20 protein-coding genes and 1 pseudogene are annotated in these 22,709 nt (G+C 72.1%); 12 read left to right on the forward strand and 9 right to left on the reverse strand.

Annotated features, from left to right (window positions below):
* The first annotated feature begins 8 nt into the window (after positions 1-8).
* The 5 genes from B1L11_RS05505 to B1L11_RS05525 are packed head-to-tail and all read left to right on the forward strand — an operon-like array spanning position 9 to position 4,261.
* Positions 9-713 carry a FadR/GntR family transcriptional regulator gene (locus B1L11_RS05505; RefSeq protein WP_079313466.1) on the forward strand — a complete coding sequence of 235 codons (705 nt, stop codon included), beginning with the start codon at positions 9-11 and terminating at the stop codon, positions 711-713.
* Entirely contained in the window at positions 710-1,855 is a 1,146-nt protein-coding gene (gene dgoD / locus B1L11_RS05510) for a galactonate dehydratase (RefSeq protein ID WP_079313467.1), read from the forward strand. The genes B1L11_RS05505 and dgoD overlap by 4 nt, the downstream gene beginning before the upstream one ends.
* A gap of 5 nt (positions 1,856-1,860) precedes the next feature.
* Entirely contained in the window at positions 1,861-2,493 is a 633-nt protein-coding gene (locus B1L11_RS05515) for a bifunctional 4-hydroxy-2-oxoglutarate aldolase/2-dehydro-3-deoxy-phosphogluconate aldolase (protein ID WP_218670917.1), read from the forward strand.
* A complete protein-coding gene (locus B1L11_RS05520) occupies positions 2,490-3,434 on the forward strand; it encodes a sugar kinase (protein WP_079313469.1) in 945 nt (314 codons plus the stop codon). Before B1L11_RS05515 ends, B1L11_RS05520 begins: the two co-directional genes overlap by 4 nt.
* Positions 3,431-4,261: an SMP-30/gluconolactonase/LRE family protein gene (locus B1L11_RS05525; protein ID WP_256862255.1), complete on the forward strand. Its 831-nt coding sequence runs from the start codon at positions 3,431-3,433 to the stop codon at positions 4,259-4,261. Before B1L11_RS05520 ends, B1L11_RS05525 begins: the two co-directional genes overlap by 4 nt.
* A 34-nt stretch (positions 4,262-4,295) precedes the next feature.
* Here B1L11_RS05525 and B1L11_RS05530 read toward each other — a convergent pair whose 3' ends face one another.
* From B1L11_RS05530 to B1L11_RS05540, 3 genes are all read right to left on the reverse strand, one after another.
* Entirely contained in the window at positions 4,296-6,686 is a 2,391-nt protein-coding gene (locus tag B1L11_RS05530; RefSeq protein WP_079313504.1) for a discoidin domain-containing protein, read from the reverse strand.
* A 631-nt stretch (positions 6,687-7,317) separates the two neighbouring features.
* Positions 7,318-7,983 carry a hypothetical protein gene (locus tag B1L11_RS05535; protein WP_079313470.1) on the reverse strand — a complete coding sequence of 222 codons (666 nt, stop codon included), beginning with the start codon at positions 7,981-7,983 and terminating at the stop codon, positions 7,318-7,320.
* A 52-nt stretch (positions 7,984-8,035) separates the two neighbouring features.
* The gene (locus B1L11_RS05540; RefSeq protein WP_179154985.1) at positions 8,036-12,313 is read right to left on the reverse strand and encodes a BTAD domain-containing putative transcriptional regulator; all 4,278 of its coding nucleotides are present in this window, start codon (positions 12,311-12,313) and stop codon (positions 8,036-8,038) included.
* Positions 12,314-12,532: 219 nt separating this feature from the next.
* Here B1L11_RS05540 and B1L11_RS05545 point away from each other — a divergent pair, with 219 nt between their 5' ends.
* Both B1L11_RS05545 and B1L11_RS05550 read left to right on the forward strand, forming a co-directional pair.
* Positions 12,533-13,042: an NUDIX hydrolase gene (locus tag B1L11_RS05545; protein ID WP_256862256.1), complete on the forward strand. Its 510-nt coding sequence runs from the start codon at positions 12,533-12,535 to the stop codon at positions 13,040-13,042.
* Between the two features lie 110 nt (positions 13,043-13,152).
* On the forward strand, positions 13,153-13,701 hold the full coding sequence (locus B1L11_RS05550; RefSeq protein WP_079313472.1) for a dihydrofolate reductase family protein: 549 nt from the start codon (positions 13,153-13,155) through the stop codon (positions 13,699-13,701).
* Positions 13,702-13,710: 9 nt separating this feature from the next.
* Here the strand turns inward: B1L11_RS05550 and B1L11_RS05555 are convergent, their stop codons facing one another.
* Both B1L11_RS05555 and B1L11_RS05560 read right to left on the reverse strand, forming a co-directional pair.
* Complete coding sequence (locus tag B1L11_RS05555) at positions 13,711-14,136, reverse strand: nucleoside deaminase (RefSeq protein WP_079313473.1); 426 nt, start codon at positions 14,134-14,136, stop codon at positions 13,711-13,713.
* Positions 14,133-14,981: a TIGR03619 family F420-dependent LLM class oxidoreductase gene (locus B1L11_RS05560; RefSeq protein ID WP_079313474.1), complete on the reverse strand. Its 849-nt coding sequence runs from the start codon at positions 14,979-14,981 to the stop codon at positions 14,133-14,135. Before B1L11_RS05560 ends, B1L11_RS05555 begins: the two co-directional genes overlap by 4 nt.
* A 93-nt stretch (positions 14,982-15,074) precedes the next feature.
* Between B1L11_RS05560 and B1L11_RS05565 the strand changes: the two genes are divergently transcribed.
* The gene (locus tag B1L11_RS05565) at positions 15,075-15,521 is read left to right on the forward strand and encodes an Lrp/AsnC family transcriptional regulator (RefSeq protein ID WP_079313475.1); all 447 of its coding nucleotides are present in this window, start codon (positions 15,075-15,077) and stop codon (positions 15,519-15,521) included.
* A 115-nt stretch (positions 15,522-15,636) separates the two neighbouring features.
* On the opposite strand, the pseudogene B1L11_RS05570 reads toward B1L11_RS05565, so the two are convergent.
* Together B1L11_RS05570 and B1L11_RS05575 are read right to left on the reverse strand one after the other, a co-directional pair.
* Positions 15,637-16,230: pseudogene (locus B1L11_RS05570) on the reverse strand (NAD(P)-dependent oxidoreductase); the annotation flags it as partial.
* A 60-nt stretch (positions 16,231-16,290) separates the two neighbouring features.
* On the reverse strand, positions 16,291-16,749 hold the full coding sequence (locus tag B1L11_RS05575; protein ID WP_079313477.1) for an SgcJ/EcaC family oxidoreductase: 459 nt from the start codon (positions 16,747-16,749) through the stop codon (positions 16,291-16,293).
* Between the two features lie 92 nt (positions 16,750-16,841).
* Here B1L11_RS05575 and B1L11_RS05580 point away from each other — a divergent pair, with 92 nt between their 5' ends.
* The gene (locus tag B1L11_RS05580; protein WP_239108806.1) at positions 16,842-17,294 is read left to right on the forward strand and encodes a MarR family winged helix-turn-helix transcriptional regulator; all 453 of its coding nucleotides are present in this window, start codon (positions 16,842-16,844) and stop codon (positions 17,292-17,294) included.
* Positions 17,295-17,328: 34 nt separating this feature from the next.
* On the opposite strand, the gene B1L11_RS05585 is transcribed toward B1L11_RS05580, so the two are convergent.
* On the reverse strand, positions 17,329-17,853 hold the full coding sequence (locus tag B1L11_RS05585; RefSeq protein ID WP_179154986.1) for a MarR family winged helix-turn-helix transcriptional regulator: 525 nt from the start codon (positions 17,851-17,853) through the stop codon (positions 17,329-17,331).
* A gap of 92 nt (positions 17,854-17,945) precedes the next feature.
* Here B1L11_RS05585 and B1L11_RS05590 point away from each other — a divergent pair, with 92 nt between their 5' ends.
* Complete coding sequence (locus B1L11_RS05590) at positions 17,946-20,216, forward strand: LLM class flavin-dependent oxidoreductase (RefSeq protein ID WP_079313479.1); 2,271 nt, start codon at positions 17,946-17,948, stop codon at positions 20,214-20,216.
* Between the two features lie 3 nt (positions 20,217-20,219).
* Here B1L11_RS05590 and B1L11_RS05595 read toward each other — a convergent pair whose 3' ends face one another.
* Positions 20,220-21,173 (reverse strand): YafY family protein, encoded by a 954-nt coding sequence (locus tag B1L11_RS05595; protein WP_079313480.1) that lies wholly within the window; start codon positions 21,171-21,173, stop codon positions 20,220-20,222.
* A 96-nt stretch (positions 21,174-21,269) separates the two neighbouring features.
* Between B1L11_RS05595 and B1L11_RS05600 the strand changes: the two genes are divergently transcribed.
* Positions 21,270-21,821 (forward strand): DinB family protein, encoded by a 552-nt coding sequence (locus B1L11_RS05600; RefSeq protein ID WP_256862258.1) that lies wholly within the window; start codon positions 21,270-21,272, stop codon positions 21,819-21,821.
* A gap of 231 nt (positions 21,822-22,052) precedes the next feature.
* The gene (locus B1L11_RS49845; RefSeq protein WP_079313482.1) at positions 22,053-22,640 is read left to right on the forward strand and encodes a response regulator transcription factor; all 588 of its coding nucleotides are present in this window, start codon (positions 22,053-22,055) and stop codon (positions 22,638-22,640) included.
* Positions 22,641-22,709 lie beyond the last annotated feature (69 nt).

Genomic DNA, 22,709 nt, shown 5'->3' on the forward strand with positions numbered 1-22,709 from the left:
CGCAGAGCATGAGCACCTACAAAGGGCGTGGCATCCACGGCCAGGTCGTCGAGACCATCGGCCGCCGCCTCGTCACCGGGCAGTTCGCCGAGAACGGGCGCATCGACCTGGTCGAGCTGGAGGCCGAGCTGCAGGTGTCCCGCACCGTGGTGCGCGAAGCGCTGAAGGTGCTGGCCGGCAAGGGCCTGGTCGACTCGCGGCAGAAGCGAGGAACGGTGGTACGCCCCCGCAGCGAGTGGAACCTGCTCGATCCCGACGTGATCAGCTGGGAGTTCGAGAACCGGGGCAGCGAGATGCTCGGGCAGCTCGCCGAGGTGCGGCAGATGTTCGAACCGGCCGCCGCCGCGCTGGCCGCCGGTCGGCGCACCGACGCCGACCTCGCCGAACTCGAGGCGGCCCTGGAGGACATGACCGCGGCCAGGACCCCGGCCGAGGCAGCCTCCGCCGACCTGCGTTTCCACCGCGCCGTCCTGGCCGCGACCGGCAACGAGCTCCTGGTCCGCATGGAGGTCGTCATCGAGTCCGTGCTCGCGGAACGGGACCGCATCGTCCACGACGTCGTCACCGCCGACGACCCGGTGCCGAGCCACCGTGCTCTGCTCGACGCCATCCGGGCGGGGGACGGCGAAGCCGCCAGAAGCCGCGCGCTCGCGCTCCTCGACAAGTCCATGGCCGACGTCGACCGCGCGGCCCGCCTCCAGGGAGACCGGTGAAGATCACCCGCATCGAAACGTTCCTGGTCCCGCCCCGGTGGCTGTTCTGCCGGGTCGAGACCGACGAGGGACACGTCGGCTGGGGCGAGCCGGTCGTCGAGGGACGGGCCCACTCGGTCAGGGCGGCGGTCGGCGAGATCGCCGAACTGCTCGTCGGCGCCGACCCGCTGCGCATCGAGGACCACTGGCAGGTCATGACCAAGGGCGGCTTCTACCGCGGCGGGCCGGTGCTCGCCAGCGCCGTCGCCGGCCTCGACCAGGCCCTGTGGGACATCGCCGGCAAGGCGCGCGGCATCCCCGTCCACGAACTGCTCGGCGGTCCCGTACGCGAACACGTCCGGGCGTACGCCTGGATCGGCGGCGACGAGCCCGGCGAGATCAAGGAGGAGGCCCGGCGCCAGGTGGAGGCGGGCTTCTCCGCGGTGAAGATGAACGCCAGCGGCCGCATGTCCCCCATCGCGGGCCCGGGCGAGATCGACGAGGTCATCGGCCGCGTCGCGGCGGCCCGCGAGGTGCTCGGCCCTGGCCGGGACGTCGCGGTCGACTTCCACGGCCGGGTGTCCTACCCGAACGCCCGGCGGCTGCTGCCGCTGCTCGAACCGCTCACGCCCCTGTTCGTCGAGGAACCGGTCGTGCCGGAGTCCATGTCCCAGGTGCGCAGCCTCGTGGAGGCGTCCAACGTCCCCATCGCGATGGGCGAGCGGCTCTACTCCCGCTGGGACTTCCTGCCGGCCTTCCAGGCGGGCGTCGCCGTGGCACAGCCGGACCTGTCCCACGCCGGCGGCATCTCGGAGGTCCGCCGCATCGCCGCCCAGGCCGAGGTGTTCGGCGCCCTGCTCGCTCCGCACTGCCCGCTGGGACCGATCTCCCTGGCCTCCAGCCTCCAGGTGGCGTTCGCGACCCCCAACTTCCTCATCCAGGAACAGAGCATCGGCATCCACTACAACGACGGCAACGAACTGCTGGACTACCTGGTCGATCCGTCCGTCTTCGCCTTCACCGACGGCCGGCTCTCCCGGCCGACCGGGCCCGGGCTGGGCATCGAGGTCGACGAGGCCGCGGTGCGCCAGGCCGACAAGCAGGGCCATACCTGGCGCTCTCCGATCTGGCGCTACCCCGACCGCTCCTTCGCAGAATGGTGACCGGCGTGCAACCACACGATCTGCTCGACCTCCTCAGGACCAGGCGCCTGCTGGCCATCGTCCGCGGCGACGACCCGGCGGCGGCGCTGCGCAGTATCGACGTCCTCGCCGAAGAGGGCGTGACCCTGATGGAGGTCTCTCTCAGCGGCGCCGACGCGCTGTCGGTCATCCGGAAGGCGGCCTCCACTCTGGGCGCGGGCGTGCATCTCGGCGCCGGTACGGTGCTGACCGCGCGGGACGCCGTCGCGGCCCGGGACGCTGGCGCGACGTTCGCCGTCACCCCCGGTCTGGGCGAGGGAGTGGACGAGGCCCTGCGCCTCGGGCTGCCCGTGCTCGCCGGGGCGATGACCCCCACCGAGGTCATCGCCGCGACCGCGCGGGGGGCCGCCGCCGTCAAGCTCTTCCCCGCCTCCTCCGGAGGGGTTTCCTACCTGCGCGCGCTGCGCGACCCGTTCCCTGCCGTGCCGTTCGTGCCGGTCGGCGGCGTCGGCCTCGACAGTGTCCACGACTATCTGGAGGCCGGGGCCGTCGCGGTCGGCCTCGGCTCTCCACTGCTCGGCGACGCCCCGCGCGGCGGCGACCTGGACGACCTGCGCCGCCGGGTCAGGACGGCGCTCGACCTGGTGGACGCTTCATGAGGGCGGACGTCCTGACGATCGGCGAGGCGATGGTGACGGTCCGCTGCGCCGGACCGCTGCGCCTCGGCGGCGACTCGCAGGTGTCCACCGCCGGTGCGGAGGCCAACGTCGCCATCGCCCTGTCCCGCCTCGGGCACACCGCCCGCTGGACCGGCGCCCTCGGGGACGACGAGCCCGGCGAGCTGGTCCTGCGCACGCTGCGAGCCGAGGGCGTCCTGACCGACCACGTCGTGCGGCGTACGGAGGCCCCGACCGGCCTGCTGCTGCGGGACGTGGCCGCCGGGGGCCGGGCCCGGGTGCACTACTACCGCAGGGACTCGGCCGCCTCGACGCTGTCGTGGGACGAAGTGCGTCCCGCCGTCGAGGCGGGTCAGACGGGCCTGCATCTCACGGGCATCACGCCGGCGTTGGGGCCCGCGCCGCTGGAGGCCGTCGCCGCCGCCGCCGAACACGCCCGCGAGGCCGGCGCCTGGGTGAGCCTCGACGTCAACCACCGCTCCCTGCTCTGGTCACGGGAGGCGGCCGTGCGGGCGCTGCGCCCGCTGCTGCCGTACGTCACGGTGTTGATCGCGTCCGACGACGAGCTGGATCTGGTGGCGGACGGCGGCGGCGAACGCGACCGCGTTGCGGCCCTGCTGGACGCCGGTGTCGAGGAGGTCGTCGTCAAGCGCGGCGCGGCGGGCGCGAGCTACCACGACGCGCGGACCTCGTTCGACGTCCCCGCTCGCCGGGTGCCCGTGGTGGACGTCGTCGGCGCGGGCGACGCGTTCACGGCCGGATATCTGTCCGGGCGGCTCGACGGGCTCGACGCGTACGGACGGCTCGAACGGGCGACCCTGCTGGGCGCCGCCAGCGTGGCCTGCGCCGGGGACTGGGAGGGGCTGCCCACCCGGGCCGAGCTGCCCGCGCTGGCCCTGCCGGACGGGGAGACGCTGCGATGACATCGCCGGAGATGCTGGTCGACGCCGGTCTCGAGCTCGGCGAGGGCGCCCGCTGGCTCGGGGACCGGTGGGTCGTCGTGGACATCCTCGACGGCGCGTTGTACGAGGTCTCAGAAGGACCCGGCGCGGCGCTGACGCCGCTGCTGCGTACGGGCGGTGAACCGCTGGGCGCGGTCGCCCCGCTCCGGGACCGCCCCGGGCACTGGCTCGCGGCCGTCGGCGAGGGCGTCGCCGTCCTCGGCCCGGACGGCACGGCCCACTGGCTGGCCCGTCCCGAGGCGGGCAAGAGCGTGCGCTGCCGCATGAACGACGGGGTGGTCGATCCCACCGGCCGGTTCTGGGCCGGCAGCATGGCCTACGACGGCACGCCGGGCGCGGGCAGCCTCTATCGGGTCGATCCCGACGGGACCGTGGTCACCGCCCTGACCGGAGTGACCGTCGCCAACGGGCCCGCGTTCTCCCCGGACGGCACGCGGCTCTATCTGGCCGACAGCGCACGCGGCGTCGTCAGCGCCTATCCCCTGGACCCGCGCACCGGAGCGCTCGGCGCCCCGGAACCGCTCATCCGCCTGGACAGCGGAAGCCCGGACGGCATGACGGTGGACGACGATGGCTTCCTCTGGATGGCGGTCTGGGGCGAGTCGCGCGTCCTGCGCGTCAGCCCGTACGGCGAGGTGGACCGGGTGGTGCACCTGCCGTGCCGGCAGCCGTCGTCCGTGGCGATCGGCGGCGAGGACGGGACACGGCTGCTGGTGACCTCCGCGCGGTACGGCCTCACCGACCGGCCCCGGCCGACGGAGCGCTGTGGACGTGCGACGCGGGGGTGACCGCTCCACCGGCCCGCGCCGCCGTCCTGTCCCGCTACCCGGAGTAGACCTCCAGCTCGCCGATCTGGGCGGCGGGCCAGCCGGTGTTGCCGGTCACGGTGATCCGCACATACCGGGCCGAGGTCGACGGCACCGTGATCGTCACCGTGTTGCCGGACGCCGGGTCGAACGTGTAACCGCCCGGCCCGGCCAGCGTGGTGAACGACGACCCGTTCGTGCTCGACTGCACCGACAACGTCTGCGTACGCCTCTCCCAGGCCGTGGCGGGCGGCAGCTTCAGCACCACCCGCCCGACCGTGGCGGCGGCACCCAGGTCGACCTGCACCCACTGCGGGAACGCGTTGTTCGGACTCTCCCAATAGCTGTTCGCGTCGCCGTCCACCGCGTTGCCGGAGGCGTAGTTCTGCGTGTGCCCGCTCTCCGACGTCGCCTTCCCCCGCGCGAGATTCGTGTTCCGGTCCGCGTCGGTCGTCACGGACACGCTGTTCGAGGCGGGTGAGACGTTGCCCGCCGCGTCCCGCGCCGCGACCGTGAACGTGTACGCGGTCGCCGGGCTGAGCCCGGTCACCGTGTGCGTGGTGCCCTGCACGGTGGCCACGGCCGTGCTCCCCCGGCGCACCTCGTAGCCGGTCACTCCGGTGTCGTCGCTCGCGGCCGACCACGACAGCGAGACGCTGGTGGCGGTCTTCGCGGTCACGGTCAGGTTGCCCGGCGCGGTGGGGGCCTTCGTGTCACCGTCCCCGGCCGTGCCGTACACCTCCAGCTCGCCGATCTGGGCGGCGGGCCAACCGGTGTTGCCGGTCACGGTGATCCGCACATACCGGGCCGAGGTGGCCGGCACGGTGATCGTCACCGTGTTGCCGGACGCCGGGTCGAACGTGTAACCGCCGGGCCCGGCCAGCGTGCTGAACGACGACCCGTTCGTGCTCGCCTGCACCGACAACGTCTGCGTACGCCTCTCCCAGGCCGCGGACGGCGGCAGCTTCAGCACCACCCGCCCGACCGTCGCGGCGGTTCCCAGGTCGACCTGCACCCACTGCGGGAACGCGTTGTTCGGGCTCTCCCAATAGCTGTTCGCGTCGCCGTCCACCGCGTTGCCGGAGGCGAAGTTCTGCGTGTGCCCGCTCTCCGACGTCGCCTTCCCCCGCGCCAGGTTGGTGTCGCCGCCACCGCCGACGACGGGCGGCGTCGGGCGTACGGACGTGAGCGCGATCCGGCCCTTGAGCATCCGGCCGCCGTCGCCGGTGAGCCGCAGGTAGTAGTCCGACGAGCAGACCGTGCCGTCCTCGTCCAGCCCGAGGAGACCGGAGCCGACCGGGATCATCGAGGCGTTCTCCGCGGTCTTGGCGATCTGGTTGCCCTCGTTGAACTCGTCGAACATCGAGATGTAGATGCCCTGGGCGCCGACGCGGACCATGTTGTAGAACTGCCGCCACATGAAGTCGCCGTGCGCCCGCTGCCGCGACTTCACGTCTCCCGGAAGCACGCACGGCTGGTAGTCGATGCCGTGGGCGTCGCAGTACGCCTGGTCGGGGACGTTGAGATTGGCGTAGAACCGGTCGGAGTCGGCCGCGTTGCCGATACGGCCGACCATCCACGGCGAGAGCATGTTCAGGGCGTTGAAGACGTCGATGAACCCCGGCCGGCAGTCCTCCACACCCGTACGCCAGTAGGTGGGCACTCCGCCCATCACGTAACAGCCCTGGGCCTTGAACCAGTTGACCACGTCGAGGCAGGCCGCCGGGTCGGACGGGTGCTTGTCCTCGTTGAACCCGAAGCCCCAGATGCCCACGACCGGCTTGCCGTTCTGGCGCGCGTACGCCGAGGAGGCCGTCAGGGCCGACATCTTGGTCGTCCAGTCGGTCTTTATTTCTGGGTGGAAGTTCGTCCAGCCGGACACGTCGTACATGACGTAGAACTTGCGTCCGTACGTCTCGGCGGCACTGCGCACCTTGGCGGCCATCGCGTCGCGCGTGGCGCCCTCGCCGCCGTTCGGGTTGAAGCGCTGCAGGGCGGCCGTGTCGATCTCGTTGTCCCGCATCCAGCGGAAGTGGGTGTCCACCGTCTGCTGGTCGTAGGAGGAGAACAGCGTGGCGGGCTGCCCGTTGCCGAGGTTGCCGTACGCGGTCGGGTAGGCGTGGGTGAACTCCCGCATGTCGGGCCAGGCCACGATGGCGGTGTTGCCGGGGGAGGGCGCCTGGGACCAGTTCTGGCTCCAGTGCCACCAGCCGTTGATCGGGGCTCCGTCGCCGGGGCAGGCGAACCAGCCCTGGTAGCCGACAGTGATCTTGCCCACCACGTCGCCCGGGCCGCTCGCCGCGCTCGCGGCGGCGGTCAGCGCGGACACCAGCTGACTGGACGACACCGCGGCCAACGCGGATCCGGAGACGACGGACGTGATGAACGTACGGCGTGAGAACGGCACGTGCACTCCTCATGCTGGGCTCATGCTGGGCAGCGTTCGCTGACCGCGCCGTCCTTCCGGAGAGCTCCGGGGACGCCAGGAGGCACGGAGCGGCCCGGGCCGTTTCCGCCCGGCGGACCGCTTGCCGTAATGGTTACCGCGTCCGACTTCTTCGTGCAATAGGCCAAAATCTTGCGGCGGTTTGCGCTGTAACTCGCAGGCGTCTTGCGTACGGATGCGCTCGCCCCCAGCCCTGCAGCTCAGCGGCCGACGGGGACGAGCTTGTGCCGGCGGATCCGGCGCTGCCCCTCGGCCTTCACCCGAGCCTGCCGGGCGGCCGTCTGCGTCCCGTGAACTCGTCTCCCGACTCGTGTGAAAGACGGGCGACACTACTTCGCGCGGGCGCTCGCCTCGCTCAAGGCCCGCGACCGCGCGACAGCCGCACCACGTTCACCCCGAGCAGCTCCGGCACAAGCTGGCCGAACGCGGTAACTCTGGTCCGTGACCCGTCCGCGGATCACCGACGTACTCCCGGCCTGGTCCAGGTCCGTGAAGCGGAGAGGCTGCGTCTGAGCTGCGCTCACCGGACGACGGGCACCGTCCTGCCGGCCGCCCACTGCGGCGGAACTCGTCACCGTCATCCGGACCTGTGTCATCTCACGAGCCGGAACATCGCGGCCAGTTCCGCGGCCAGTTCCGCGACGCTTCGGCAGCCGTCGACGGGCACGACCGGCAGCCCGAGTTCGCGGGCCTGGCGTCGCACCTCCTCGTCCCAGAGCCGGTCACGGGCCAGTCGCTTGGCCAGGGCGACGGCGTGGTCACCGTTTCCCCAGTTGGCACGCGCTCGCGCGGGATCGGCGAACCGGGCGCCCAGCGCACGGGCCCGGAACTCGGGCGCCGGCAGGAGGAAGACGGCATGTTCCGGCCGCGTGACCAGCGGCGCGACCTCCCTCGGCAGCGTACGGAAGTCGTCGACGAGGACGGGGCGGTCAGCGGGCAGGGCGAGCAGGTCGTCGAGGACGAAGCCGAAAGTCTCGCCGTGCAGGCTGGGCATGGCGTGGAAGATCTCCTCGGCGGTGCGGCTCGCCCATCTGTCCTCAGGGGGCGTTCGCAGCAACGCCCACAGGTAGGGCTGTCGCCGCGAATCACACCTGTGGACGTAGCCGAGTTCGGCTCGGTCGCCGTCGTAGACGAGCACGTCGTACCGTTCGGCCAGGGCCCGGGTGACGGTGCTCTTGCCGGCCCCGGCGCCGCCGGCTATCCAGCGGACATGCGCGAGCCTGCGGCGGAGATCTGCGGTGGAAGGCCGGCTTGTCATGCCCGGCAGTGTCACAAACGCGAGCGGAGCCGGTCCAGGGCCACCGTGGCCTTCAGCAGGTGTGCCGGTAGTCCACCGTGGGGAAGTGGGCGGCCCACTCCGCGCGGGTGAGGTCGCGGCCGATCTCCGCGCAGAGCTTCCCCACGAGCGGGCCGGGCCGCAGCTCCCAGCGGACGATCCTGCCGTCCTCACCGCCCGAGATCAGGTCTCCGTCCGCGGTGAAGGCCAGGCCCCTGATCGGAGCGGTGTGCCCGGTCAGCGTGGCCGCCGGCCGCCTGGTCGCCAGGTCCCAGACCATGATCGTGCGGTCGTCCCCCGCGGACGCGAGCGAACGGCCGTCCCGGCTGAAGGCGAGGGCCTGGACGGGGGCGGTGTGGCCGGTCAGCGTGGCGTACGACGCCCCGGTCCTGGTGTCCCAGAGCTTCACGGTGCGGTCGGCGCCCGCCGTGGCGATCGACCCGCCGTCCGGGCTGAAGGCGACGTCGAGCACCGAGCCCTGCCCGGTCCTGAGGGCGCGCACCTCCCGGTCCCGGGCGAGATCCCGGACGACCAGGTCGCCGGCGGGTCCTGTGGTGGCGAGCAGCGGCTCGCGGGGGCTGAACGCCAGCGCCGAGACGAGATATCCACCCGGGATCGGCACCTCGACCGGCTTGCCCGGATCGCGGACGTCCCAGCGGAACCGGCCGAGCGCGGTGGCGACGAGGAAGCGTCCGCGCGGGTCGAAACCGACGTCGGTGGACGCGCCGAGCCCCCGGTACGCGGCCGTGCCGAGCCTCCGTCCGCTGCCGACGTCCCAGAGGGTGAGCGTGTGGCTGCGGGTGACGGTCGCGAGCAGGCGGCCGTCCGGGCTGAAGGCGACGGCCCGGACGTGATCGGGGTGGTCGCCCAACGTGGCGATCGGGTTTCCGCGCACGTCCCACAGCCGGACGGTCCTGTCGCTGCTCGCCGAGGCCACGAGCCGGCCGTCCGGGCTGATCTCGATGTCGTTCACGGCCTGGTTGTGTCCGCTGAACGGAGGAACGGCGTGCTCCCTGACCACGATGGTCCGGCCCAGCCCGGCCGAGGCGAGCATCGAGCCGTCGGCGCTCAGGGCGAGGGACAGCGTCTCGGTGCGGCTTCTGTCCTGGTAGGTCTCGACGGGCTGCCGTCGTGCCACGTCCCAGATCGTGATCAGGCCGTCCTCGTCGGCGACGGCGATCCGGCCGGCGACCGGAGCGGACATGTCCCAGGTGTACGGCGACCGCTTGGGCAGCCCCGGCAGGCGCGTCACGTGGTCGTGAGCGATCCGCCAGAACCGCACGCCGTAGTGCGACGATCCCGTGGCGAGGATTCCGCCGGCGGGGTCGAAGCCCAGCCTGTGGACGTTCACGGCGTCGAGCGCCGCGACCTTCGCCCCTGAGGCGGCGTCCCACACGAGGGGTTTCTCGGTTCCGCCCGTGGTCGACACCAGGAACGCATGGTCGGGGCTGAAGGCGAGGGCCACGACCTCCTCCCGGTGTCCCTTCAGGGTGCGCATGCTCCCGTCGCGCAGGTCCCACAGCTCGACCGCGCCCTTGCCCACCCCGACGGCGATCCGCGTCCCGTCGGGGCTCAGCGCCATCGCATCGGTGAGCCGCTCCCGCTGCCGCTGGAACACGGGCCTGCGGGAGGCCAGGTCCCACACGACGACCACGCCACTGCTCGATTCGAGCGCGGCGTCCCTGACCACGGAGGCGAGCAGCCTGCCGTCGCGGCTGAACGCCGCCGCCCTGGCGTGGATCTCCCCCGGTCCCGTCCGGGGCAGCGGCCCGGGGAAGGCGGCGACGCGGGTGCGGGTGCGCAGGTCCCAGAGGCCGACGGCTCCGTCGGTGCCGGCCGCGGCCAGCCGCGACCCGTCCGGGCTGAAGGCCAGCCCGAAGACGGCGGGCCCTTCCACGTTGAGCTCGGTCCGGCGGCGCGCGGCGGCCGACACGCTCAGCAGGGCGCCCCTCGTCTCGGCCTCCGGGTCGAGCCGGTACGCCGCGATCGCCAGCAGGCCGGCGAGGTCGGGATCGGTGGCGAGGAGCGACCGGGCCTGCAGCGACTGCTGCCGCGACAGGGCGACCACCTGCTGGTGGCCGGCCTCCCTGCCCTGCCGTACGGCGACGCCGCCGCCGAGCAGGGCGAGCAGGAAGAGCGCGGCCATCCCGGCCAGCAGGCGTTGCAGCAGCCGGGTGCGGCGCCGCGCCGCGGTGCGCTCGCCGTCCTCCAGCGCGCGGCTGGCCCGCAGGAAGGCGCTTTCGATGTCGTTGAGCTCCTGCGGGTGGTCCTCCGCCCAGCTTCCGGCCACGAGAAGCTGGGCGCCCCGATACAGGGCCCCCGGGTCGCGGTCCAGCTCCCGCCACGTCTGCGCGGCGTCGGTGAGCCGCCGGTGGACGAGCAGGTTCTCCCGGTCGTCGGTGAGCCAGCGGTGGAGCCGCGGCCAGGCCCTGATCAGCGCCTCGTGCGCGACGTCGACCGTCTCCTCCGCGAGGACGACGAGCCGCGCGGCGGCGAGCCGGTCGAGCACGCGGGCGGTGACGCCGGGGTCGGCCACGCCGACGAGTTCCGTACGGGAGATGGGACGCCTGGTGTCCTCCGTGCCGTCTCCCAGCGCGGTCAGCCGCAGGAAGATCCTGCGGGCGGCCTGCCGTTCGGCCGGGGCGAACTCGCCGAAGACCCGTTCCGCGCTCTGTGCGATGGCCCCGCGTACGCCGCCGGCCGCCTGGTAGGCCGCCAGCGTGAGCCTCGGGCCGGTGGCGTTCCGCCAGGTTTCCAGCAGCGCGTGCGAGACCAGCGGCAGGCTGCCCGGCTCCTCGGCGGCGTCGGCCAGCACCGTGGCCAGCATGTCGGGTTCCACGGTGAGCCCCGCCCGGGCGGCGGGCCGTACGACGATCTCCTGGAGGTCCGGCGACGACACCGGCCCGACGAGCATCTGCGCCTCGCCGCCGAGCGCCTCGACCAGGGCGGGGTGCTGGGTCAGGTGGGCGAGGAAGTCGGCGCGGACGCCGAGCACGAGGACGACGCGGCGGCCGGCGTCGGGTTCGGTGCCGAGGGCGACGCCGAGGACGGCCTCGACGAACCGGCGGCGCTCCCCGTCGTCGGCGCACAGGGTGAAGATCTCCTCGAACTGGTCCACCACCAGCAGCAGGCGGGTCTCCGGTACGCCGCGGAGCGCGACGGCGAGCGCATCCGAATCGCGGGCGAGATCGTCGCGCAGCGCCACCGGGTCGCCGTCTGACGCCTTCGCCACCACGTCGGCCAGCGCGTCCAGCGGGTGTTCCCCCGGCGTCATGAGGAGTCCCCGCCACGGCGCCGCCTCGCCGTACTCCCCGGAGACACCCCGCTCGCCGGAGACACCGTCCCCGCCGGAGGCGGACCCCAGCAGGCCGGCGCGCAGCAGGGACGACTTGCCGCTCCCCGACGCGCCGAACACGCCGACCACGGGAAGCCGGTCGACCAGTTCGCGGAGCCGGTCGACCAGGCGGGAACGGCCGAAGAACCAGTCCGCGTCCTCCGGCTGGAACGCCGTCAGGCCCCGGTAGGGGCAGTCGTCCGTCTTGCGCCGCTCCACCTGCGGGGGCGGGGCCAGGGCGGGGAGGAGGTCCTCGTCGCCCCGGAGCATCGCCTCGTGCAGACGCTGGAGCACGGGGCCGGGTTCGATGCCGAGCTGGGCGTTCAGGACGTCGCGCGTTGCGCGGAAGACCTCGAGCGCCTCGACCTGACGCCCGGACCGATACAGCGCGAGCATGAGATGCCCGTGCAGGCTCTCCCGATAGGGATGCTCCCTGGTGAGGTCGGCGAGTTCGGCGGCCACCTCGACGTGCCGGCCCAGAGCGAGCTCGGCCTCCGCCAGCCGCTCGTGCACCACGAGCCGCGACTCCTCCAGCCGCCGGGCCTCGTCGGCGACGAGCGCGCAGTCGGCGAACTCCGCGAACGCCGGCCCCCGCCACAGGTCCAACGCCGCACGAAGCCCGTCCCGAGCGGATTCGAGCTCTCCCCGGTCCAGGGCCGCGCCTGCCTGCGCGGCGAGGCCGCGAAACCGCGCCGCGTCGAGCGCGTCGGGGATGATCGCGTAGCCGCCCGGCCGTCCGGGCAGGACGTGAGCGCCGTACGCCCGCCGCAACTGGTGGACGTAGAGGTGGATGTTGCGACGCGCGGACGCGGGCGGCCGGTCACCCCAGACCGCGGCGATCAGCCAGTCGACGGACACCGGCTGGCCCGCCTTCGACAGCAGCGCGGCCAGGGTGAGCCGGAGTTTCGGCGCTCCGCCGACAGGGACCAGGTGCCCATCGCGGGAAACGCTGAGCGGCCCCAGGACGTGAAATTCCACTCGGATTCCGCCTCTGTCGGACACCGGAGTGAAGAATCCAGGATCATCGCCCGATCTGTCAATCATCAAGTCAGGGCGGCGGCTCCGGGCCGATCGAGGGCCGTCCGCCGGGCGGCGAATGCACCCCTACCAGGGGCTATAGGCAAGAAGCCCTCCCGTACGGCCGGAGCGTGGGTAGGATCCGGCCACGTGACCGAAGCGCAGCCCGTAATTCGGCAGGTGTCCTCCCGAATCGTCTACAGCAACCCGTGGATGACGGTCCGAGAGGACGCGATCGAGCACCCTGACGGCTCTCCCGGCCTGTACGGATACGTGGTCAGGCCCGACTTCGTCCTGGTCGTTCCGGAAGAGGACGACGGCTTCCACATCGTGGAGGAGTACCGATACCCGATCGGCCGCCGCTCGTGGAGTTTCCCCCAGGGGACGGCCGAGGCGGACACCCGTGAGGACGAGGCCCGGCGCGAGCTGGTGGAGGAGGCCGGGCTCCAGGCCGGCACGCTGCGTTATCTCGGGCGCATGGACAACGCCCACGGGATGACCGACCAGGGGCTGCACGTGTACGTGGCCACCGGCCTCACCAAGGGCGAGCCCCGCCGCGAGCACACCGAGCAGGACATGCGTCAGCGGTGGGTGCACCGCACCGAGTTCGAGCAGATGATCCTCGACGGCGCCGTCAGCGACTCGTCGTCCATTGCCGCCTACATGCTCTGGCGGCTGCGCCGGCCGTAGCCGTAGGGCCGTGTCGTCTCTCGTGTCGTTTCCGTACAAGACCCGCGCGGGCGTTCCCGCCTAGGCTCCCATTCGCAGCCACCGTCATACGGCACAAGGAGCGGAGCAACATGGCCAGGATCGTCGCCAACTTCTTCATCTCGCTGGACGGCGTCGTCGAGTCGCCCGACCAGTGGCACTTCCCGTACTGGAGCGACGAGATGGGCGCCGTGGTCCAGGCGGGCATGCAGAACTCGGCCGGGATGCTGATGGGCCGCAGGCTGTACGAGGAGTGGTCCGCCTACTGGACGACGACGGACCAGGACCCGGAGATCGCCGACGCCTTCAACAACGCCCCCAAGTACGTCCTGTCGACCACCCTGGAGAAGGCGGACTGGAACAACACCACCGTCGTCAACGGCGACGTCGCGGCCAGGCTGCGCGAGCTCAAGGAGCGGATCGAGGGCGGCGACCTCCAGATGTCCGGCAGCGCGACGACCGTGCGGTGGCTGCTCGCCAACGGGCTGCTCGACGAGCTGAACCTGCTCGTCCACCCGATCGTCGTCGGCCACGGGCAGCGGCTGTTCGAGGACACTCCTACGCACAAGCTGAAGCTGGTGAAGTCCGAGACGTTCAAGACCGGCGTGCTCAACCTGAGCTACGTCCCGGACGCCGGCTGACGGCGCGCGTCAGACGTAGTAGCCCTCCACGGGCACGCGCGCCTCGTCGAAGAGCGCCGGCCCCTCCTGCCGGAAGGACGACGGAGCGGCCGGCGGCTTGAGCCCGCCCAGTTGGTCGCCAGAGAGCGCGAAGACGACCCGGCCGAGTCCGGAGCGTTCGATGGCGCCCGCGCACATGCCGCACGGCTGGCAGCTCGTGTACATGGTGACACCGGCCGCGGCGGCAGGGTCGAGCTCGCGGGCGGCCCAGCGCGCGAGCTTCAGCTCGGGATGGGCGGTGATGTCGGACTCCGTCAGCGTGGTGTTGCGCTCCTCGGCGAGCACGTCGCCGTCCGGGCCCACCAGCAGCGAGCCGAACGGCGGGTTGCCGCCCGCTCGTGCCTCGGCGGCCAGCTCGATCGCCCTGCGCAGGAACTTCTCGTCGTCGGGTGTCATGAATGCTCCTTCGTGTACGCGGCGGCCACCGTTTCGAGCATGTGCCACGCCGCCTCCGGATGGTTCGTCTCATCGGGGTCCCCGCTGAAGGGGTCGAGCAGGACGGTCTCGGCGCCCAGGAGGCGCAGCCGTTCCAGGTCGTCCATGACCTGGTCGAGGGTGCCCTCGCCGGCCCGGCGTCCCGCACCGGTCACCGGGGTGCCGGTGAGCCGCAGCAGGATGCGCGGGGCGAACGCCGGGACGGGGCGCCCCAGATCCTCCGCGATGGCGGCCAACCGGCCCACCCGCTCGTCCACCCAGGGGAGGGTGAAGCGCAGCGGGTGCCACGCGTCGCCGAGGAGCACCGCCCTGCGGAGGGCGGCGTCGCTGCCGCCGCCGACCCAGATCGGGATGTGCCCGGCCCGGTAGTCCTCCTCGTCCTGCCAGGCCAGACGCATCGCCCGCAGGTGCTCGTCGGTCAGCGCCCCGCGCCGCCCGTACGGCACGCCGAGCGCCTCGAACTCCTGCCGGGCCCAGCCCACGCCGACTCCGAGGACCAGCCGTCCCCCGCTGAGCTGCTGGAGGTTGGCCGCCATCCGGGCGGTCAGCAGCGGGTGCCGGTAGGGCAGGATCAGCACGGTGGTGCCCAGCCTGATCCTGGTGGTGATCCCGGCGAGCCAGGACAGCGTGGTGAAGGGCTCGTAGAACGGCGCTGGATACTGCTCGGCCACATCGGGGGTCACCACGACGTGATCGGAGACCATGAGCAGGTCGAACCCGAGCCCCTCCACCGTCTCGGCCCAGCCCCGCAGCACGCCGGGGCGGGTGCCCGGCCCGAAGTTCGGGACGTTGACGCCAAATTTCACCGGACCAGCCTATTCAGGCGATCAGGCCGTCCGGAAGAAGGAACCCCCTGGCTAGAGGCGGTTTCGCCGTGGATTCCACGGTATATTCGGCCGATGGCCGAGAGTCTTGACGCGACGGACTGGTCGATCCTGGCCGAGCTGCAGCGCGACGGCCGCGTACCGCTCACCGAACTGGCCCGGCGGGTGAGCCTCAGCGCCTCCGCGACCACCGAGCGGGTGCGGCGCATGGAGGCGGCCGGCGTCATCAGCGGCTACCGCGCGGTCGTCGACCTGGGAAAGGCCGGATACGCCGTGCTCGCCGTGGTGCGGCTGAAATATCCGGGCAGCCGGCACGAGCCGCTGCACCGCCTGCTCGGCGAGCGTACGGAGATCCTCGAGTGCCTGCGCACCACCGGCGACGACTGCTACACGCTCAAGGTCGCCGCGACCTCCATGGCCCACCTGGAGAAGGTGGTGGACGAGCTCGCGCAGTTCGGCAGCACCACCACCAACATCGTCTACAGCGAGACCCTGCCGTACCGGGGACCGCACGCCCCGTGACATCGAGCAAGCCTGAGGGGCGCGCCTCCGGCACGACCCGGCGGATAAGAGCGCGATGAGCGCAGCGGGAGACACGCACGGGCAGGCGAGGGTCCCGAGCCACGGCCGGCGGCGCTCAGGACGAGACCGCGACGGGACGGCCGAAGGTCGACGGGTCGTCGAGGCGGTCCACCACGAAGGCGGCCAGATCGGCGCGGGAGGTCCGGTTGCCGACGCGCCCGGTCGCGCCGATCGAGACGCGCGGACGGCCCGTGCCCGGCCGGTCGGTCAGGCCGGTCGGCCGCACCGCCGTCCACCTGAGGCCGCTCCCGGCGAGCAGCTCTTCCATCCGGGCCATGTCGGCGTACGTGTCCCGCATCAGGCGATGCAGGACACGTCCGAGCAGCCGGGTTCCCGGTCCGGCGTCCGCCGGGACCGATAGACCGGCGGACGAGATCACCATGAGACGGGCGTCCGGCGGCAGCGCCGCGACGATCGCGGCCGTCCCCGCCGAGTAGACGGTGGTGGGTCCGCGCCCGGCCGAGCCGAGCGCGGAGACCACGATGTGCAGTCCGGCCAGGGCGTCGCGGAGCGCGCCGGGGTCGAGCACGTCGGCGGCGCGGCGGGTGAGGCGCGGATGGTCGAGGCCGAGGTTCTCGGGGCGGCGGGCGACGGCGGTCACGTGGTGCCCGGCCGCCAGGGCGCGTTCGACGACGAGACGGCCGGTGCGGCCGGTGGCGCCGGACGACGGCGAGACGGGCCATGGGGGTCCTCCTCCGGTCGGTCGTGATCAGGCGGCGGGCTTGGTGGCGGGCTGGACCCTGAACGAGATGGCCTCCATGAGGGCCTTGTGCTTGGTGTTCTGGAAGGCGGCCACCTTCCAGTCGCCGTCCGCCTGGCGGACCAGCGTGTAGGTCTGGATCTTGCCGAGCTTGCCGGGCCTGCCCTTGTGGACGTCGCCGCGGGTGACGACCAGAGCGGTGTCCGGGCCGGTGAAGCGGATGCCGACGATCTCGCAGGCGAGCCGGGTGCCCTTGAGGAAGCTCTCGAACAGGGCCTGGTGGGCGCTGCCGATCTCGGCGCCGCCGACGTAGAGGGTGCCGACGTAGGTGATGTAGGTGGCGTCCGCGGTGAACTCGGCGCCGTAGGCGGCGCCGTCCCCGGCGTTCCAGGCGGCGGTGAGACGGTCCAGAACGGCGGTGACGGCGGCGGTGACGGCGGCCGTGTCGGCGGCGATGGAGGCGTTCATGACCCATACCCTCTCGTGATAGCTTCTTTGAAGCATTTGCTTCTCGGAAGATTTCTCTTCTCTGAGGAAGAGATTAGTGAAGGGGTGAGGACGTGTCAACAGCCGAGGACGCGGGAGCGGTGTACCGGCGCTACCTCAGCGCCGTGATGCTGCACGGTCACGCCGGCGCCAAGGCCGTCGGCCTGGGCGCGACCGACCTGTACGCGCTGAACATCCTGGGGCTCGGCGGCGCGATGACCCCCGGCGAGCTCGGCCGGCGCACCGGCCTGACCACCGGGCCCACGACCCGGCTGATCGACCGCCTTGAGCAGGCGGGCTACGTGCGCCGCGCGCCCGACCCGGACGACCGCCGCAAGGTCATCGTCGAACTCGTCGCCCAGCCCGGCGGCCTCGACGAGGCCCTGGCCCCGGCCCGCCAGAAGATCGGCGCCATCGTCCAGGGCTACTCGCCCGAGCAGCGGGCCGTCCTGTTCGACTACTTCGCCCGTGCCGCCGACGCATACCTGGAGGCCACCGCGGAGCTCCACGGCAGACGGACCGATTGACGGACGTCGACGGGCCGGGACGAGCCGGACCGGGTCATGCCTCCTGTGTCAGTCCGGCCGATCTCGCGACGGCGGCGCAGCGGTCCTCGCCGGGGGCCGCCCCGGTCGCGGCGTGCTCCAGCAGCGCCCGGAGGACACGCCGGTCCTCGGGCGGGAGGGTGGCGAGCAGCTCCTCTTCGGCCTGCGCGACCCGCGCGTCCACTTCGGCGAGGACCCGCCGGCCGTGGCCGGTCGGCACGATGCGCCGCGCCCTGCGGTCGGACGGGTCCTGCCGGCGCTCCAGGAGATCGCACCCCTCGAACTTGTCGAGCAGATAGGTCATGACCGTGCGGTCGATGCCGAGGCGGGCGGCGAGCGCGGCCTGCGTGGGCGGGGCGTCGTGCACGACCGCGGAGAGCACCTGGTAGCCGCGCACCCCGTGCGGCAGGTCGCGTGAAGCCTCCTCGACCCGCGCGCTCCACTCCCGCAGCAGCACGGTGAGGGACCACCCGAGCACGGAACCGTGTGATGACGAACCCTGCGACGACGTCGTGGATTCGGCTGGTTCGAGGGTGGTCACATCGTCCACTCTAACCCCGGAATACGATGATGCCTCGATAAGTTGTGCCGCATATCGTCTGTTCGACAGATTACTTCTCGGAGAGGCCCGGCATGACGGACTACGGCCACGAACTGGCCTTCGGCACGTTCCTCACCCCGCAGAACCACGACCCGCAGGGGCCCGTCCGGCTCGCCCAGATCTCCGAGGCCGCCGGGCTGGATCTCGTGACGTTCCAGGACCATCCGTACCAGCCGGGGTTCCTGGACACCTGGACGTTGCTGTCCTGGGTTGCCGCGCGGACCGAGCGGATCACGGTCTCGGGCAACGTGCTGAACCTGCCGCTGCGCCCGCCGGCCGTGCTGGCCCGGGCCGCGGCGTCGCTCGACCTGCTCTCCGGCGGCCGGTTCGCGCTCGGCATCGGCGCGGGCGGCTTCTGGGACGCGATCGAGTCGATGGGCGGCACTCGCCTGACGCCGGCCGAGTCCGTGACCGCGCTCGGGGAGGCCATCGAGATCATCCGCGGCATCTGGGACGTGCGTGAGCGCCGCATCCTGCGCGTCGACGGCGAACACCACCGCGTGGCCGGGGCCAAGCGCGGCCCGGCCCCCGCGCACGACATCCCGATCTGGATCGGCGCCTACAAGCCGCGGATGCTGCGCCTGGTGGCGCGCGAGGCCGACGGCTGGCTGCCCTCGCTCGCCTACCTCAAGGACGGCGACCTGCGGCGCGGCAACGGAATCATCGACGAGGCCGCCGAGGAGGCCGGGCGCGATCCGGCGCAGGTGCGCCGCCTGCTGAACATCGGTGGCGCGGTCACCGAGGCCCGTCAAGGTTTCCTGCAGGGGCCGGTCGAGCAGTGGGTGGAGGAGCTGACCGCTCTGGCGCTGGAGGACGGCATCGGCACGTTCGTCCTGGGCTCGGACGACCCGCGCCTCATCCAGGTGTACGGCGAGGAGATCGCCCCCGCCGTACGGGAGGCGGTGGCGCGCGAACGGGCCGGCACCGGCACCGTCCCCGCGACCGCCCGCCGCGGCGCCGCCGCGATCGCACTGCGCCGTGACGGGATCGACTACGACAAGGTCCCGGCGAGCCTCGCGGCGGACGCCGTCGAGCCCGGCGACCGCGCCTACGAGTCGGTGCGGCACAACTACCTGCGTGCCGGGTCCCCCGGCCTGGTGCTGCGTCCCCGGACCGTCGGCCAGGTCGTCGAGGGGCTCGCGTACGCCCGGTCCCAGGACGTGCCGCTCGGCGTACGCTCCGGCGGGCACGGGATCAGCGGCCGTTCCACGAACGACGGCGGCATCGTGCTCGACCTCGGCGCGCTCAACGCCGTCGAGGTCGTGGATCCGGCCACGCGCCGGGTGCGGCTGGGCGCGGGCGCGACCTGGGGCGAGGTCGCCGAGGCCCTGGTGCCGCACGGATGGGCAATCAGCTCGGGCGACTTCGGCGGCGTGGGCGTGGGCGGCCTCGCGACGACGGGCGGCATCGGCCTGCTCGGGCGCAAATTCGGCCTGACGATCGACCACGTCGTCGCCGCGGAGGTCGTGACCGCCGACGGACGGGTGCTGCACGCCTCGCGGGAGGAGAACCCCGACCTGTTCTGGGGCCTGCGCGGCGCCGGGGGCAACCTCGGCGTGGTCACCTGGGTCGAGATCGAGGCGATGGAGCTCGGCGACGTCGTCTTCTCCCAGATGACCCTGGACGCCCGTGACACGGCCGGGCTCCTCCAGCGCTGGGGTGCCGCGGTGGAGAAGGCGCCGCGTGAGCTGACGAGCTTCCTCATCCTCTCCCCGCCGCGCCGCGGCCAGGACGCGGTCGCCCAGCTCATGACCGTGTACGCCGGCGCGGACACCGAGGCCGCGGTGAGCGAGCTCGAACGGCTCGCCGAGGCCGGCCCACTGCTGGGGCACCAGGGATACGTGCTGCCCTATTCGGGCGTGGTGCAGCCGGCCGAAAGACATCACACCGGAGGCGGGAACCCCGCCGTACGCTCCGGCCTGGTCACCCACCTCGACGGGGACGTGAGCCGCGCCTTCGAGCGGATGGCGCACACCGGACTGTCCTACTTCCTGCAGATACGCGCCACCGGTGGGGCATCGCACGACCTGGCTCCCGACGCGACCGCCTATCCGCACCGGCACCAGAACTTCGTGCTCACCGCCATGGGCGCCGCGCAGTCGGCCCTGGACACCGCGTGGGACGCCGAGGTCGCGCCGTACACCGACGGCCTCTACCTGTCCTTCGACACCGACACCCGGCCGGAACGGCTGCTCGACGCGTTCGGCGAGGCCAACCTCGCCCGGCTGCGGCAGGTCAAGCGCGCCTACGACCCGGACAACGTGTTCCGCGCGAACTTCCCCATCCAACCGGCGCGTGAGTGAGCCTCAGGCCCGCTGGAACCGAGCCCCCCAGTCGTGGATCCGGTCGAGCAGTTCGGGCGGCTCGATGACGCGGAAGTCGGCGCCGAGCACGCCCAGTGACATGATCGGCCAATCCAGGGAGTGCGTGGTCATCCGGATCCGGCATTGCCCGGCGTCGACCTCCTCGACGGTGCACCACCGGCCGATCCGTTCGCGTGCGACGGAGGCCGGAGCGTCGACGAGCGCCTCCACCCGGTACGGACGAGGCAGGTTGTCCAGACCGGCGCGGACGAAGTCGGCGGCGTCGGCGGCGGGCAGTTCCCGGGGACGAAAACGGGTGCCGGTGCTCTCGGGCTCGATGAGCCGGTCGACCCGGAAGCTGCGCCAGTCGTGCCGGGTGAGGTCGTACGCGACCAGATACCAGCGGCGGCCGAGACGGACCAGCCGGTGCGGTTCGACGTGCCGCTCGGTTCTCCTGCCGTCCGCGGAGGTGTAGGTGATGCGGAGCCGTTCACTGTCCCGGCAGGCCAGCGCGACCGCGGTGAGCACGCCCGGGTCGACGCCCGTCCCGGTCTGGCCGTCCCATCCGGCGGGCACGGTCATCGTGCGCAGCGCCTCGACCCGGTGCCTCAACCGGGCGGGCATCACCTGCGCCACCTTGGCCAGCACCCGCACCGATGACTCGGCGATGCCCTCCACCGCCCCCTGAGCGGCGGTCTGCAGTCCCACGGCCAGTGCGACCGCTTCCTCGTCGTCGATGACCAGCGGCGGCAGTGCGGCACCCGCGGCGAGCTGGTAGCCGCCGTCGACGCCACGCTGCGCCTCGACCGGATAACCCAGCTCACGCAGCCGGTCGATGTCCCGCCGCAGGGTGCGGACGGAGACTCCCAACCGCTCGGCCAGTTCGGTGCCCTGCCAGTAGCGGTGCGTCTGGAGCAAGGAGAGCAGCCGCAGCGTCCGCGTGCCGGTGTTCGCCATGTTCCGGATTCTCTCGTCGATTCAGGCCAGAAAGTGACCGCTATGACTCCTAGCGTGGTTCCTGACCGACGAACGGACCAACGGAAGGCGGAGACCGTGAACGAGCCGACCACTCGCGACCTCGCTGACGCGCCGGCCATCACCGGCGAGCGCGCCGACCTGCTGGCGGCGCTGGCCAAGAACCGCCACTTCTTGCGCTTCACCACCCGCGACCTCACCGACGAGCAGGCCGGGCAGCGGACCACGGCCAGTGAGCTGTGCCTGGGCGGCCTGATCAAGCACGTCACCCTGGTCGAGCGCAACTGGGCGCGCTTCATCCTGGACGGCCCGTCGGCCATGGGCGACGCCACGACCATGACCGAAGCCGACTGGGCCCAGTGGGCCGACCAGTTCCGCATGCTGCCCGGCGAGACACTCTCCGGTGTGCTGGCCGCCTACGCCGAAGTTGCCCGCCGTACGGACGAACTGGTGGCCGCCCTGCCCGACCTCGACGTGACCCAGCCGCTGCCGAAGGCCCCGTGGTTCGAGGCCGGCGCGCGATGGTCGGCCCGCCGGGTGCTGCTGCACATCATCGCCGAGACCGCCCAGCACGCCGGTCACGCCGACATCATCCGCGAGTCCCTTGACGGCGCCAAGAGCATGGGCTGACCCGCACGTCTCACCGGAATCCTCGCGGGGAGGATCGCCCGCATTCCAGTTGCCGAGAATGACGACGGGCGCCTCTTCCACATCCAGCCACTCGCTCTCGATGCCCACGCCGGTGGACGCCTCGATGAAGGCGAATGCCGCGCTGCGCTTGCCCCGGTAATCCTCCGGGTCGAGCCTGTCGAGCATGGCGCGGAAAGTTGCCAGGACGCTCGGATCGCCCTCCTGTGACGCGTGCTCGCGGAAGAGGAAATCACGCATTCGCGCCCTGATCCTGCCGTCGGCCGCGTAGAGGAAGGTGTACCCGCCGTTGAAGTGCCACGTCGTCATCCACACGCGTGCCCCCTTGCTGAGCTCGGTGAGGATGTGATCGGGCGTGGCGAAACCGTGAGAGAACTCGAGGAAACCCCAGGCTCCTTCGCCCTCGTACACGAAGATCACGGGCAGATCCTCCATGACGGCGTCTTCCCTGGGACACGCCATGGTTCGCTCCTCGGGATCACGGCCTCCGTTCAGCCGCCAGAGGAGATCGTCCACCGTGATCTCTTCGTCGAGAGCGGCCCCGAAGTCGCCGGCGCCGTGCTCCAGCAGCTCACGACACCACCGCCCCAGGCCACGCCGTACCCGTTCCCGGATCTCACCGATCGAGAACGCGACATACTCCGGTTGCTCGCCGCCGGCTACACCAACACGTCGATCGCCGAACGCGTGCATCTGTCGCACAAGACCGTCCGCAACTACGTGTCCGTCATCTTCCGCAAGCTTCAGGTGACGGGACGCGTGGACGCGGTGATCAAGGCACGTCAAGCCGGGCTCGGATGACTGTCCCACGGGCCCCCGAGTGACGACGCCCAGGCCCCCTTGCCATACCTGTCAGGGCGGTGCCGGACT

Origin of the sequence: Microbispora sp. GKU 823 (genome assembly GCF_002027145.1) — a bacterium.
Taxonomy (GTDB): domain Bacteria; phylum Actinomycetota; class Actinomycetes; order Streptosporangiales; family Streptosporangiaceae; genus Microbispora; species Microbispora siamensis.